This is a genomic window from Sphingobium sp. (assembly GCA_023266575.1).
In the GTDB taxonomy this organism is placed as follows: Bacteria; Pseudomonadota; Alphaproteobacteria; order Sphingomonadales; family Sphingomonadaceae; genus Sphingobium.
In genome coordinates this window covers 181,599-194,865 of record JAHFPV010000004.1, presented here as the reverse complement: position 1 = coordinate 194,865, position 13,267 = coordinate 181,599, and the positions used below count along the sequence as shown (strand labels likewise).

14 protein-coding genes are annotated in these 13,267 nt (G+C 63.6%); 7 read left to right on the top strand and 7 right to left on the bottom strand.

Translation table 11 applies throughout. The features are described 5' to 3' along the window. Positions 1-421 precede the first annotated feature (421 nt). Positions 422-1,591, bottom strand: a complete 1,170-nt coding sequence (gene pobA / locus Q0D44_RS06935; protein ID WP_294134465.1) for a 4-hydroxybenzoate 3-monooxygenase — start codon at positions 1,589-1,591, stop codon at positions 422-424. A gap of 206 nt (positions 1,592-1,797) precedes the next feature. Here pobA and Q0D44_RS06930 point away from each other — a divergent pair, with 206 nt between their 5' ends. The 4 genes from Q0D44_RS06930 to Q0D44_RS06915 are packed head-to-tail and all read left to right on the top strand — an operon-like array spanning position 1,798 to position 4,823. Continuing rightward, entirely contained in the window at positions 1,798-2,358 is a 561-nt protein-coding gene (locus tag Q0D44_RS06930; protein WP_294134463.1) for a DUF3237 domain-containing protein, read from the top strand. A 17-nt stretch (positions 2,359-2,375) separates the two neighbouring features. Beyond that, a complete protein-coding gene (locus Q0D44_RS06925) occupies positions 2,376-3,683 on the top strand; it encodes an MFS transporter (RefSeq protein ID WP_294134461.1) in 1,308 nt (435 codons plus the stop codon). A gap of 8 nt (positions 3,684-3,691) precedes the next feature. After that, positions 3,692-4,564, top strand: coding sequence for a helix-turn-helix domain-containing protein (locus Q0D44_RS06920; protein ID WP_294134458.1), 873 nt, complete (start codon positions 3,692-3,694; stop codon positions 4,562-4,564). Positions 4,565-4,595: 31 nt separating this feature from the next. Then, complete coding sequence (locus tag Q0D44_RS06915) at positions 4,596-4,823, top strand: hypothetical protein (RefSeq protein WP_294134479.1); 228 nt, start codon at positions 4,596-4,598, stop codon at positions 4,821-4,823. 62 nt (positions 4,824-4,885) lie between these two features. Here the strand turns inward: Q0D44_RS06915 and Q0D44_RS06910 are convergent, their stop codons facing one another. The 6 genes from Q0D44_RS06910 to Q0D44_RS06885 all read right to left on the bottom strand — a co-directional run bounded on the left by Q0D44_RS06910 (position 4,886) and on the right by Q0D44_RS06885 (position 10,540). Next, a complete protein-coding gene (locus Q0D44_RS06910; RefSeq protein ID WP_294134455.1) occupies positions 4,886-5,824 on the bottom strand; it encodes a Gfo/Idh/MocA family oxidoreductase in 939 nt (312 codons plus the stop codon). Between the two features lie 102 nt (positions 5,825-5,926). After that, positions 5,927-6,823, bottom strand: a complete 897-nt coding sequence (locus Q0D44_RS06905; RefSeq protein ID WP_294134452.1) for a class III extradiol dioxygenase subunit beta — start codon at positions 6,821-6,823, stop codon at positions 5,927-5,929. A gap of 1 nt (position 6,824) precedes the next feature. After that, positions 6,825-7,271, bottom strand: coding sequence for a protocatechuate 4,5-dioxygenase subunit alpha (gene ligA, locus Q0D44_RS06900; protein WP_294134449.1), 447 nt, complete (start codon positions 7,269-7,271; stop codon positions 6,825-6,827). After that, complete coding sequence (locus Q0D44_RS06895; protein ID WP_294134447.1) at positions 7,268-8,290, bottom strand: amidohydrolase family protein; 1,023 nt, start codon at positions 8,288-8,290, stop codon at positions 7,268-7,270. The genes ligA and Q0D44_RS06895 overlap by 4 nt, the downstream gene beginning before the upstream one ends. A 90-nt stretch (positions 8,291-8,380) precedes the next feature. Continuing rightward, positions 8,381-9,325: an NAD(P)-dependent oxidoreductase gene (locus Q0D44_RS06890; protein WP_294134444.1), complete on the bottom strand. Its 945-nt coding sequence runs from the start codon at positions 9,323-9,325 to the stop codon at positions 8,381-8,383. Between the two features lie 63 nt (positions 9,326-9,388). Continuing rightward, on the bottom strand, positions 9,389-10,540 hold the full coding sequence (locus Q0D44_RS06885) for a LysR substrate-binding domain-containing protein (RefSeq protein WP_294134441.1): 1,152 nt from the start codon (positions 10,538-10,540) through the stop codon (positions 9,389-9,391). A 103-nt stretch (positions 10,541-10,643) separates the two neighbouring features. Here Q0D44_RS06885 and ligK point away from each other — a divergent pair, with 103 nt between their 5' ends. The 3 genes from ligK to Q0D44_RS06870 are packed head-to-tail and all read left to right on the top strand — an operon-like array spanning position 10,644 to position 13,256. Next, on the top strand, positions 10,644-11,318 hold the full coding sequence (gene ligK, locus Q0D44_RS06880; protein WP_294134438.1) for a 4-carboxy-4-hydroxy-2-oxoadipate aldolase/oxaloacetate decarboxylase: 675 nt from the start codon (positions 10,644-10,646) through the stop codon (positions 11,316-11,318). After that, complete coding sequence (locus tag Q0D44_RS06875) at positions 11,311-12,366, top strand: 4-oxalomesaconate tautomerase (RefSeq protein ID WP_294134434.1); 1,056 nt, start codon at positions 11,311-11,313, stop codon at positions 12,364-12,366. The genes ligK and Q0D44_RS06875 overlap by 8 nt, the downstream gene beginning before the upstream one ends. Beyond that, positions 12,363-13,256 (top strand): amidohydrolase family protein, encoded by an 894-nt coding sequence (locus Q0D44_RS06870; RefSeq protein WP_294134432.1) that lies wholly within the window; start codon positions 12,363-12,365, stop codon positions 13,254-13,256. Before Q0D44_RS06875 ends, Q0D44_RS06870 begins: the two co-directional genes overlap by 4 nt. Positions 13,257-13,267 lie beyond the last annotated feature (11 nt).

Sequence of the window (13,267 nt, the reverse complement as noted above, 5' to 3'; positions counted from 1 at the left end):
ATTTAACCGATCACACGACGCCTGAAAGCCGCCGCAGACCGGAGCCGCCGCCCACATGTCCCTTCATCTGACTAACAATGTCAAAGAACCACAACCAAACTAAAAACCGGACAACCATCCCGCCCCGATACCTAAGTGCCGAGGGAATGGCGTCCAACCATAGTGGCGACCGTACCGAACGCTTCCTTTAGGCAGCGCCCCGTCCGGTGAACAGCCCTCTAGGTAACACCACAGATTCGGTCAACAGGAAAAATGGCCTCAGAACGATTTTTTGTTGAGAATGTTCATTAAAATGACGCCAACGCCCCTCAATCATCGGGGTTTGCACGCTCCGAAACGACAAATGGCGCAGGCGGCTTTTCAGCCCGCCCGCGCCATTTTCGCCATCCGATCACGACGGAAGCCTCGAATCAATCGGTGCCTACAACGGCAAACCGACATAATTTTCCGCGATCGTCGTCTGCGCCGCCACGGACGAGGCGATATAGTCCAGGTCAGCGACCTGCATCCGCCGGTCGAACGCATCGCTGTCAGGGAAACGGTGCATCAACCGGGTCAACTGCCAGGAAAAGCGTTCCGCCTTCCACACGCGCGCCAGCGCCTTGGCGGAATAGCCCGCCACCCCGTCGGTATCCCCACGCTGGAAATAGCCAATCAGCGCCTGCGACAGATAATGGACGTCCGACGCCGCCAGGTTCAGCCCCTTCGCCCCGGTCGGCGGCACGATATGCGCGCTGTCACCGGCCAGCATCAGCCGCCCGTGCCGCATCGGCTCGAACACGAAGGAACGCAGCGGCGCGATCGACTTTTCCAAAGCCGGGCCGCGCACCATCTGCGCCGCCGCTTCCGGCCCTAACCGGATCGCCAGTTCATCCCACAGCCGGTCGTCGGACCAATCCTCGACCTTCTCGTCAAGCGCCACCTGCACATAATAGCGGCTGCGCGTTTCCGACCGCATCGACGCCAGCGCGAAACCACGTTCGTGATTGGCGTAGATCAGTTCGTGATTGCAGGGCGGCACGTCGGCCAATATGCCCAGCCAGCCGAACGGATAGACTTTCTCATAGGCGGTTGCCACAGAAGCCGGGATCGCCTTGCGCGAGGGGCCATGGAAACCATCGCAACCGCACAGGAATTGCGCATCGATCCGGTGGGTCGTGCCGTCCTTGCTATAGGTCAGATAGGGCGCATCGCTATCGACATCATGAAACGCGACGTCGCCAGCCTCATAGATGATCTCCAGCCCACGGTCAGGCGCAGCCTCCATCAGGTCGCGCGTTATTTCGGTCTGGCCATAGACCATCACCTGCTTGCCGGTCAGCCCGGCGACATCGATGCGGATCAGCCGCTCGCCATCGGCCAGATGAAAGCCGTCATGCGGCAGGCCTTCGGCGTGCATCCGCGCGCCCAGCCCCAGCTGGTCCATCAGATCGGTCGTCGTCCGCTCCAGCACGCCCGCCCTGATGCGGCCCAGCACATAGTCAGGCGCGGCCCGCTCGACGATGACGGTGTCGATCCCTTCGACCCGCAACAAATGGCCAAGCAACAGCCCGGCTGGCCCTGCGCCGATAATTGCAACCTGGGTTTTCATGATAATCCTCTCCTGCCGAACCAGATTTGCGCCGATTATGGCCTTTTGCAGGTCGCCATCACAGGGGCGGAGCAACCATATAGTTGGACGATCCAGCAGTCTTGCCGCGCGAATACAGAGCCAACTTGACCGACATGGTGGATTATCGCATGAAATAGCGCCAGAATCCATAATGGACGATCCGACAGAGCCGCGAGAGGAGAGACATGACCGATCCCCTTCCCCGTCGCAGCCTGCTCAAGGCGATGCCGGGCCTCGCCCTGGCCGGTGCTACCGTTCCCGCCATGGCCGCCGCGTCCGACGCGCTGGCGACCCCGCCGCTCACCCTTGCCATGCGGTTGCGCGTGCTGATCGGCGCGCCACAGGAACTGGGCACCGTCGATGGGATGCGCAAGCGGGTCATCCCCATTACCGGCGGCAGCGTGGACGGCCCGCGCCTGACCGGCAAGATTCTGCCCGGCGGCGCGGACTGGCAATCCATCCGCCCGGATGGGACGGCGGACATTCTCGCCCGCTATTCGATAGAGGCCAGCGACGGCGCAATCCTCTCGATCGTCAATCCGGGCTATCGCCATGGTCCCACCCCGGTGCTGGCACGGATCGCGGCGGGCGAAGTGGTCGATCCCTCGCTCTATTATTTCCGCACCACACCGCGCTTCGAGGTGGCGAGCGATGGCCCGCACGCCTGGCTCGGCCGCACGGTCTTTCTCTGCACCGCCGCGCGCTATAGAGACCATGTGCGGCTCGATATTTTTGCAGTCGGCTGAAAACAAAAGGATTGAGGATGACGGGACCCGCAACGGACATCCGGCAGCGACTGGATGAAGCGCCCATGGGGCGGCTTCAGATCATCGCGATCATATTGTGCGTCCTGCTCAATGCACTGGACGGGTTCGATGTGCTGGCGATCAGCTTCGCTTCGCCCGGCATCGCCAAGGAATGGGGCGTGGAGCGCGCCGCGCTGGGCCTAGTCTTGTCGATGGAGCTGATCGGCATGGCAGTCGGCTCCGTCCTGCTCGGCAATGTCGCCGACCGGATCGGCCGCCGCCCGACCATCCTCTTCTGCCTGGTCGTCATGGCAATCGGCATGGGCGCGGCGACGCAGGCGCGGGACGTCGTCTCGCTCTCGGTCATTCGGCTCGTCACCGGCCTTGGCATTGGCGGGATGCTCGCCTGCACCAATGCCATGGTCGCCGAACTCGCCAATGCCCGCGCCCGCAGCCTGGCCGTCGCGATCATGGCGGCGGGCTATCCGGCGGGCGCGATCCTGGGCGGGTCAGTTGCCTCTCATCTGCTGGTCGCGGGCGACTGGCGCGACATCTTCCTGCTGGGCGGCGTCGCCACCGCCCTGTTCCTGCCCTTCATCTGGTTCCTGCTGCCTGAATCGATCGGCTTTCTGCTACAGAAGCGGCCCGACAACGCGCTGGTGCGGGTCAACCATGCGCTAGGTCGCCTCGGCCAGCCACCGATCAACGCCCTGCCGCCGGTTGACAGCAAAGCGCTCAAACCCTCCTTCGCCGCGCTATTCGCGCCGGACCTGGCGCGCACCACCATCCTGCTGACGCTTGGCTATTTCTGCCACATCATGACCTTCTATTTCATCCTGAAATGGGTGCCAAAGATCGTGGTGGACATGGGCTATGCCGCCTCGGCAGCGGGCGGCGTGCTGGTATGGGCCAATGTCGGCGGCCTGCTGGGCGCGCTGCTGCTGAGCGCGCTCAGCTGGCGGATCGCGATCCGGCCGCTGGTCATCGTCGCCATGGTCGCCTCGACCTGTCTGGTCACCTTGTTCGGTCAGGAACAGACGACGCTGGCAGGCCTCAGCCTGATTGCCGCCGCCGCGGGTTTCTGCACCAATGGCGCGGTTGTCGGCCTTTATGCGCTGGTTGCACAGTTCTTCCCGACTGCCGTGCGCGCCGGTGGGACCGGTATCGTCATAGGCGTGGGCCGGGGCGGCGCGGCGCTGGGACCGATATTGGCAGGCTTCCTCTTCAGCCTCGACGTCAGCCTGCCCTGGGTCGCCTTCGCCATGGCGCTCGGATCGTTGGTCGGTGCGGCGCTGCTGATCCCGCTGCGCGCCCGCCCCAGCTGACACCGCCCATGGCAACCGCTCCCGTCCCCAGCTTCTACCTCTATGGCGAACCGCAACGCAGCGTTGCAGAGGGGTTTGTCCATGTCGAAAGCCTGGACGACCGATCCCGCCCCAGCGAATGGACGATCAACCGCCATGTCCATCGCGACCTCAACCATATCATCCTGATCGCGCAGGGCGGCGGCGCGATGCAGGCCGAAGCCAGCGAATTCCGGTTCGAGGCGCCCTGCCTGCTGCTGGTCCCGGCCGGAATCGTCCACGGCTTCAGCTGGCATCGCGAGTCCAGCGGCCATGTCACCACCATTGCCGCTGCCTATCTGCGCCACCTTGTCACCCGCGACGCCGATCTCGCCCCGCTCTTTGCCCATCCCCATGCCGTGATGCTGCCACAGGCGGAGGGCGATGCCGCCGAAGCCGCCATCGCGCGCATGGCGCAGGAGTTGGGCTGGTCCGGCCCCGGCCAGCGCGCCGCGGTCGAATCCGCGCTGCTGCACCTCATGGTATTGGCGCTGCGCCACGCCGCGCTTTCAAAGCAGGTTCAGCCCGGCACGCCGCGTCAGGCCGCGCTCGTCGCCCGGCTGCGCGAACGGATCGAGCAGCGCTTCCGCCAGCGCGAGCCAGTGTCGGACCATGCCCGCGCATTGGGCGTCAGCCTCACCGCCCTGCGTCAGGCCTGCGCCCGCGTTGCCAATACATCACCCGCCCAGATGCTCGACGACCGCGCCCTGCTGGAGGCGCGCCGCCTGCTCCTCTATTCGCAAATGTCGGTGGCGGACATCGCCTATGCCATCGGTTTTGAGGACCCGGCCTATTTCTCCCGCTTCTTCGCCCGCCATATCGGCCAGCCACCCCGTGTCTGGCGCGCCGCCAGAGATGGTTGAACCCGCGCCCGCCCGGCCCTATGCACAGGCAATGACCGTGGACAAGCTGACCGACCTGCTCGTGGCGAAATTGCTGCGCGACCATGGCAAGACCAAACATCATTGGCGCAAGCTGATCGGCCCGATCCGCCTCTACAGCCGCGCTACCCATCCCCATTGCAACTGGTCGGTGACGCCCACCGGCCCCTTTGCCGATGTTGCTCGGCTCGAAACCCTGCTGGACGATCTGCGTCTGGCGCACCCCTTCGTCACCGCCTGACGCAAAAAGGCGCAGCGGATGTTTCCGCCGCGCCTTTCCGTGCGACCCCGAAGGGATCTCCATTACGCCAGCTGCTGCTCCAGCTCGCCCAGCACGCGATAGCAATCGAACACCTTGGCGACGCTCGAATTGGGTTCGCGACCTTCGCGGATCGCGCTGATGAATTCGCGGTCCTGCAACTCAATACCGTTCATCGACACGGCGACCTTGCTCACGTCGATCGGTTCTTCCTTGCCATTCACCAGATCATCGTAGCGCGCAATATAGGTGCCGGTGTCGCCGATATAGCGGAAGAAGGTGCCAAGCGGCCCGTCATTGTTGAACGACAGCGACAGGGTGCAGATCGCCCCGCTCTCGCTCTTCAACTGGATCGACATGTCCATCGCAATGCCCAGTTCCGGGTGGATCGGTCCCTGCATCGCGTGCGCCGACACGATCTTGCCCGCCTGATAGGCGAATAGGTCAACCGTATGCGCGGCATGATGCCACAACAGATGGTCGGTCCAGGACCGCGCCTCACCCTTGGCATTGATATTCTTGCGGCGGAAGAAATAGGTCTGCACATCCATCTGCTGGATGTTCAGATCACCCGCCGTGATCAGGTTGTGGACATATTGATGGCTGGGGTTGAACCGCCGCGTATGCCCGACCATGCAGGTAAGGCCGGTTTCCTGTTGCTTGGCCAGCACCGCCTGCGCATCGGCCCAGCTGTCGGCCAGCGGAATTTCGACTTGGCAGTGCTTGCCAGCATTCATGCAGGCGATCGCCTGCGCCGCGTGCATTTGCGTCGGCGTACACAGTATCACCGCATCGACATCGTCGCGCGCCAGCGTGTCGGCCAGTTCAGTGGTCGCATGGCCAATGCCATATTTGTCGGCAATCGCCTGCGTCGCGTCCAGCCGCCGACCAACCAGCGACGTCACGCTCACGCCATCGATATTCTTCAGGCCATCCAGATGCTTTTCGCCAAAGGCGCCCGCACCAGCCAGGGCAATACGCATATACATCTCCGTAATATAAAGCCCCTCCCCTTCAGGGGAGGGGTTGGGGTGGGGCCGTGAGGCAGGCACCGCGCCTGACCTCACTCACCACCCCCGCCATATTTACTCCGCCGCGATAGCCGTCACCGTGTCACTACCGGTCATGTCCAGCCCTTCGCCATTATCCGGGCGCAGCACCATGTGGCCGATCGCGGTGTTGGAGCAGGGCACATGATAATGGCGGTGCAGCGCGCGGGTTTTCTTCCCCAACGCGCCGCGCATCACCAGCCACATCACCATTTCAATGCCTTCGCTGCCGGTCTCGCGCAGATATTCGATATGCGGAATCCGGCGGAGATGGTCGCTGTCACCGACCAGACCGTCCAGGAACATATTGTCCCATTCCTTGTTGATCAGCCCCGCGCGCGGTCCCTGCAACTGGTGGCTCATACCGCCCGTGCCCCACACCTGAACGTTCAGATCCTCAGGGAAGCTTTCGACCGCCTTGCGCACAGCCTCGCCCAGCGCCCAGCAGCGATTGCCCGACGGCGGCGGATAGGTGACGACATTTACCGCCAGCGGCACGACCTTGCACGGCCAGGCGTCGGGCTTGCCGAACATCATGGAGAGCGGCACGGTCAGGCCATGATCGACGTCCATCTCGTTGATGATGGTCATGTCGAACTCGTCCAGCACCAGGCTCTGGGCGATATGCCAGGCAAGGTCGGGATGCCCCTCCACGTCCGGCACCGCGCGCGGCCCCCAGCCCTCGTCGGCCGACTTGTAGCGCTCGCCACAGCCGATCGCGAAGGTCGGGATGATCTTCATGTCGAACGCCGACGCGTGGTCGTTATAGACCAGGATGACGACATCGGGCTTTTCCGCCTTCTCCCATTCGCGCGTCCAGTCGTAACCCGCAAAGATCGGCCCGAAATAATCGTCGCGATCCTTGTTGAAGTCCGACGCCACGCCCAGCAGCGGCACATGACTCGACGCCACGCCAGCAGTAATCCGCGCCATATCAGCGATCCTCTTTCTTGGCCGCAGCCGCATTGGCCCTGATCGACCGCAGGCCTTCGGGCGAGCGGCCACCATTCATCATCATCTCCCGATACTGCGGAAATTCCATATCGGTCATGGTGCTGACTGCTTCAGCGAACGGAATGCCATCGGTCGAAAACAGCTTTGCGAGGAAATAGACATTGCCGCCCAGATCCAGGCAGCGATTATAATCGCGCGCCAGCAACGCCTGTTTCATGTCCTCGGTCAGCGGCCATTCGTCCATATAGGCGCGTTCGTCAGCCTTGAACCTTGCGCGATTTTCGTCCTTCATCAGGCTCATCGCAAACTGGTTCATATGATAGCCCTGCCGCGCCCGCTTGGCGGTGAACACGCGGGTGCCCGGAATATCCTCCATCTCGGCCAGATATTCGTGAATATCCTGATGCTTGGGATCTTCTGTTATCATAGTCCCCTCTCCTTCAATTTGGCGTCAAGCCGGGGAAAGACGCGGCGGGCATTGCCCTCGAAAATGGCGGCGCGCTCGGCATCGCTGATGTCCAGCGCATCGACATAGCGTTTGGTGTCGTCGAAATATTGCCCGGTGGTCGGATCGATCCCGCGCACCGCACCGACCATTTCCGATCCGAACAAGATATTCTTGTTGTCGATCACGTCGGCCAGCAGGTCGATGCCCGGCTGGTGATAGACGCATGTGTCGAAATAGATATTGTTCATCAAATGGGTCGACAGGTCGGGCTTTTTGAGCATGTCCGCCAGACCGCGATAACGCCCCCAATGATAGGGCACCGCGCCGCCGCCATGCGGGATGATGAAGCGCAGCGTCGGGAAATCCTTAAACAGATCGCCTTCCAGCAGCTGCATGAACGCAATCGTGTCCGCCGCAATATAATAGCCGCCGGTCGCGTGCATCGCCGGGTTGCAGCTGCCCGACACATGGATCATCGCCGCGACGTCCAGCTCGACCATCTTCTCGTAAAAGGGATACCAATATTTGTCCGTCAGCGGCGGATGGGTGAAATGCCCGCCGCCCGGATCGGGATTGAGATTGCAGCCGATAAAGCCCATCTCGACGCAGCGCTCCAGCTCCGCGATCGAATTGCGCATGTCGGCCTTGGGCGACTGGGGCAACATACACACGCCGACAAAGGTTTCGGGGAACATCCCCACGACCCGCGCGATCAAATCATTGCAGCGGATCGCCCATTCCTTGGCCATCGCCTCATCACCGACATGTGGGGCCATCGCCGATGCGCGCGGCGAAAAGATCGTCAGGTCCGCGCCGCGCTCCTTGATCAGCCGCAACTGGTTTGCCTCGATCGTCTCGCGAATTTCCGCGTCGCTAATCTCAGGATAAGGCGGGCATGGCGTCCCGGCCTTGAACGCGGCCTTCTGCTCTTCGCGCCAGGCGTCATGCCCCTTGGGCAACACCGTATAATGGCCATGGCAATCAATAATCAGGCTCATCCGCGTCTCTTTCCTCAACCCTTATTTCGTCACCCCGGCGCAGGCCGGGGTCTCAGGCGGCAGCACGCAGCGCCCAACCCAAAAACCCCGTCATTCCCGCGAAGGCGGGAATCTATCTCCCAACGCCTCCGCCATCGCCAGGGCCGGAGATGGATCCCCGCCTTCGCGGGGATGACGGGGTGAAGAAGCCGCAATCTTCGCTCCCAACCCCTCCGGTACCACCTTCACCCCCAGCGCACCGATCGCCCGCTGCCGCTCGACCGTCCCGCGCGTCATCGCCGCGCCCGTGCCCAGCCCCTCCAGCGTCTTGACCACTTCCTCCATCTCGGCCGCGCGGCGCAGGCCATGCACCAGCATCCGGTCGAGATTATAGTCCGCTCGCGCGTCCCATGGCTTTGCCTTATCGCTCGCATCGAGCGACGCCAGAACCTCGTCCAGCACATCAGCCGCATCCGCCGCCAGTACACATTCGGCGGTCAGCGCCTCGATCCCCTTGACCATGACCGACCGGATCATCTTGATCGACGACGCCCTCCCGACTTCCGCGCCAACAACGCGCATCTTGGCAAAGCCCAGCGCCCGCAACCGCGCTTCTGCAACCCCGGCCTTTTCACCGCTCAACAGCAACGGCACGTTCAACCGCGCCGGATCGACCGGAGCCATGACAGCAACATCGACATAGTGCGCGCCCGCCGCCTCGATCGCCTGCGCAGCGGCCTGCTTGGTCTGCGGCGCGACACTGTTCATGTCGCAGAAGATCGCCCCCGGCGCGATCAACGCTGCCGCTGCCTCTGCCACGACAAGCGCCTGATCCGCCGTCACCAGCGACAGGATCAGCTCCACGCCGTCCAGTGCATCTTCCATGAAGCGCGCGGGCAGCACACCCGCTTGCGCATAGGCGGCCAGCATCACATCGCGCGTGGTCGCGCATTCCGTCTTGGCATCATAGACATGGGCGGCGGCCGCCCAGTCCCCTGCCAATGCAAAGGTGGACCCCGCTTCGCCAAACCCGATGAGACCGACTTCCTGCTCCATGCAAATGGGATGCCGGATTGAAGCCGCAGTCGCCAATCATATCCGGGGCCTTACTATAAGATTTTACGAATTCATCTCTGCGACGGCTTGCTCGATCGCCACCATGAACTGCTGTTGTAACCGCGTCGGTCGCCAATCGGCCCGGCTGGTGAGGCCAATGGTGCGGCTGATATCACCCGGAGCCGGGCCAATATCCGCCAGCATCCCGCTGTCCAGTTCGACCCGCAGCTGATCGACCGACAACAAGGTCAGATAGTCGCCGCTCACCAGCAATTGCCGCACCGTCATCACCGATCCGCACTCGATCGGCACCGCAGGCAAGTCGCCCCCCAGCGCCGCAAACATCGCCCGCCACAATTGGCGCAGCGGCGTCCCTTCGGGCGGCAATATCCACGGAAACCGCCGCAGATCATCGCCATCCCAGCCCCGCTCCAGCGGATGGCCCGCCCGTGCAAAAATGGTCGGCCGGTCCTCGAACAGGGGCAACTGGACCAGATCCTGCCCGATCGTCGCATCGCGCAAGGCACCGACCATCGTGTCGATCTCGCCATCGCGCAGCGGCCCCACCAGTTCGGCGTGCGATCCTTCCACCACGGATATGTCGACCTGCGGAAAATCGCGGCGGAATCGGGTGATCGCCAGCGGCAGCAGTCGCGCCCGGCTGAGCGGCATAGCGCCTACCAATATCCGCCCGCTCTCCTGGCCCCGCAGTTCGGCAATCTCCTCCAGCCCCTGTTGCAGTTCCGCCAGCGCCAGCCGCAACCGCCGCGCCAGCGCCACGCCCGCGCGCGTCAGCATCAACCCCCTGCCCCGCCGCTCCGCCAGCCGCACGCCCAGCGCCAGCCCCAGATCGCCCACCGCCCGGTGCAGCGACGGCTCCGCCACCCCGACCAGCGCCGCCGCCGCCGCATAGCTGCCCGCCCGCGCCAGTGCGACGAAGGCGCGGATTTGCGCTGCCGTCACCCGGCTGCTACCGATCAGCCGCAACGCGACCTCGACCCGCGGCTTGAACCGCAACGCCACGTCGGTCGGCGCCATCCCGCCCGGTCGTCGCTCGAACAGCGCCGCGCCCAGTTGCGCCTCCAGCTTGGCGATACCCTGCGTCACCGCCGGCTGGGTCAAATTCACTGCCCGCGCCGCCAGGCTGACACTGCCCTGATCGACCACCGCGACCAGCGCGGCCAAGTGCCGGATATTGAACTGATCAGCTTCCATTTTTGACAATTAGCAAAATTTTATGTGTCCGCGCCATAACCGATTTGAGCATTGCGTTACATATGTCCATGTCACTGTCGGCTTTAGGAAAAGGAACAGCGCCATGTCCGGCATCGTCGTCCAGAATATCGAACGGGCGGAGCTTTCCGTCATTGACGGCCTCGCCCAATGCGGCGTCGCCACTGTCCATGAAGCCCAGGGCCGCACCGGCCTTCTCGCCCCCCATATGCGCCCCATCTATCCCGGCGCCCGCATCGCTGGCAGCGCCGTCACCATCTCCGCCCCGCCGGGCGACAACTGGATGGTCCATGTCGCGATCGAACAATTGAAAGAGGGCGACATCCTCGTCCTCGCCCCCACCAGTCCCTGCACCGACGGCTATTTCGGCGACCTCCTCGCCACCTCAGCCCAGGCCCGTGGCTGCCGCGGCCTCATCATCGACGCGGGCGTCCGCGATTTGCGCGACTTGAAGCAGATGAACTTCCCGGTCTGGTCAAAGGCGGTTCACGCCCAGGGTACGATCAAGGGCACGCTGGGATCCGTCAACGTCCCCATCGTCTGCGCCAATGCGTTGGTCAACGCAGGCGACGTCGTCATCGCCGACGATGACGGCGTCTGCATCGTCCCCCGCGCCGACGCCGTGTCGGTACTGGAAAAGGCCCAGGCCCGCGAAGCCGCCGAAGAAGCCAAGCGTGTCCGCCTCGCCGCCGGTGAACTCGGCCTCGACATCTACAATATGCGCCCGCGCCTCGAAGAGATGGGCCTCAAATATGTTTGACCGCGCCCGCGTCATGTGGATGCGTGGCGGCACGTCGAAGGGCGGCTATTTCCTGGCCGACGACTTGCCGCCCGACACTGTCGCCCGCGACGCCTTCCTCCTGCGTGTCATGGGATCGCCCGACCCGCGCCAGATCGACGGCATGGGCGGTGCCGACCCGCTGACCAGCAAGGTCGCGCTGGTCAGGAAATCGCAGCGCGACGGCGTCGATATAGACTATCTCTTCCTGCAAGTCTTTGTCGATCAGGCGATCGTCAGCGACGCGCAGAATTGCGGCAATATCCTTGCCGGGATCGGTCCCTTCGCCATCGAGCGCCGCCTCGTTTCCGCGCAGCAGGACGAAACCCGCGTTGCCATCTTCATGGAAAATACCGGCCAGATCGCCATCGCCACCGTCCAGACCCCCGGCGGCATAGTCCGCTATGACGGCGACGCGAAGATTGACGGCGTTCCTGGCAGCGCCGCACCGATCCCGCTGGAATTTCGCGACACCGCCGGTTCGTCCTGCGGCGCGCTGCTCCCAACCGGCAATGCCTTCGATATGGTGGAAGGCGTTCCGGTCACCCTGATCGACAATGGGATGCCCTGCGTCGTGATGAAGGCCAGCGATGTCGGCGTCACCGGCTATGAGGACCGCGATACGCTCGACAAAGACAGCGCGCTCAAAGCCCGGATCGAGGCCATCCGCCTCGCCGTGGGCGAACGGATGAACCTTGGCGATGTCCGCGAAAAGTCCGTCCCGAAGATGATGCTGGTCGCCCCGCCCCGCGACGGCGGCGCGGTCACCGTGCGCAGTTTCATCCCGCACCGCGCCCATGCCTCCATCGGTGTGCTGGGCGCCGTCAGCGTCGCCACCGCCTGCCTGATAGAAGGCTCGCCAGCGGCCGAGGTCGCCAGCATCCCCAGTGGCAATCGCAAGACGCTGTCGGTCGAACATCCGACTGGCGAAACTACCTGCGTCATGGAATTGGACGACAGCGGCACCGTCACCAGCGCCGCCATGCTGCGCACCGCCCGCAAGCTGATGGATGGAGAGATTTTCGCATGAGTGTCAAGGAAACCGGGCGCATCATAAGCTGGCACGGCAACCCGTCCAAGCCGCTCTACACCCCGCCGCCGGGCGCGATCGATGCGCATTGCCATGTGTTCGGGCCGATGGCCGACTTCCCCTTTAGCGCTAAGGCGAAATATCTGCCGGAAGATGCCGGGCCGGACATGCTGTTCGCCCTGCGCGACCATCTGGGCTTTGCCCGCAACGTCATCGTCCAGGCAAGCTGCCATGGCACCGACAATGCGGCGACGCTGGACGCCATCGCCAAATCCAATGGCAAGGCCCGCGGCGTCGCCGTGGTCGATCCCGCCATTTCCGAAGCGAAACTGGCTGCCCTGCACGATGGCGGGATGCGCGGCATTCGCTTCAATTTTTTGAAACGCCTGGTCGACGATGCGCCCAAGGACAAGTTTCTGGAGGTGGCCAAGCGCCTGCCCGCGGGCTGGCATGTCGTCATCTATTTCGAGGCGGATATTCTCGAAGAATTGTGCCCCTTCATGGACGCCATCCCCGTGCCGCTGGTGATCGACCATATGGGCCGCCCCGATGTGACCCAGGGACCGGACGGCGCGGACATGAAGGCCTTTCGCGCCTTCCTCGACAGCCGCGACGACATCTGGTTCAAGGCGACCTGCCCTGACCGGCTGGACCCCAATGGCGACCCGTGGAACAGTTTTGCCGATGCGGTCGCGCCGCTGGTTGCCGACTATCAGGACCGGGTGCTGTGGGGCACCGACTGGCCGCATCCCAATATGCAGGATGCCATTCCCGATGACGGCCATCTGGTCGACATGATACCGCGCATCGCGCCTACCGCCGACCTGCAACGCAAGCTGCTGATCGACAACCCCATGCGTCTCTACTGGCCCGAAGAGGTCAGCGCCTGACCTGGGTCGGG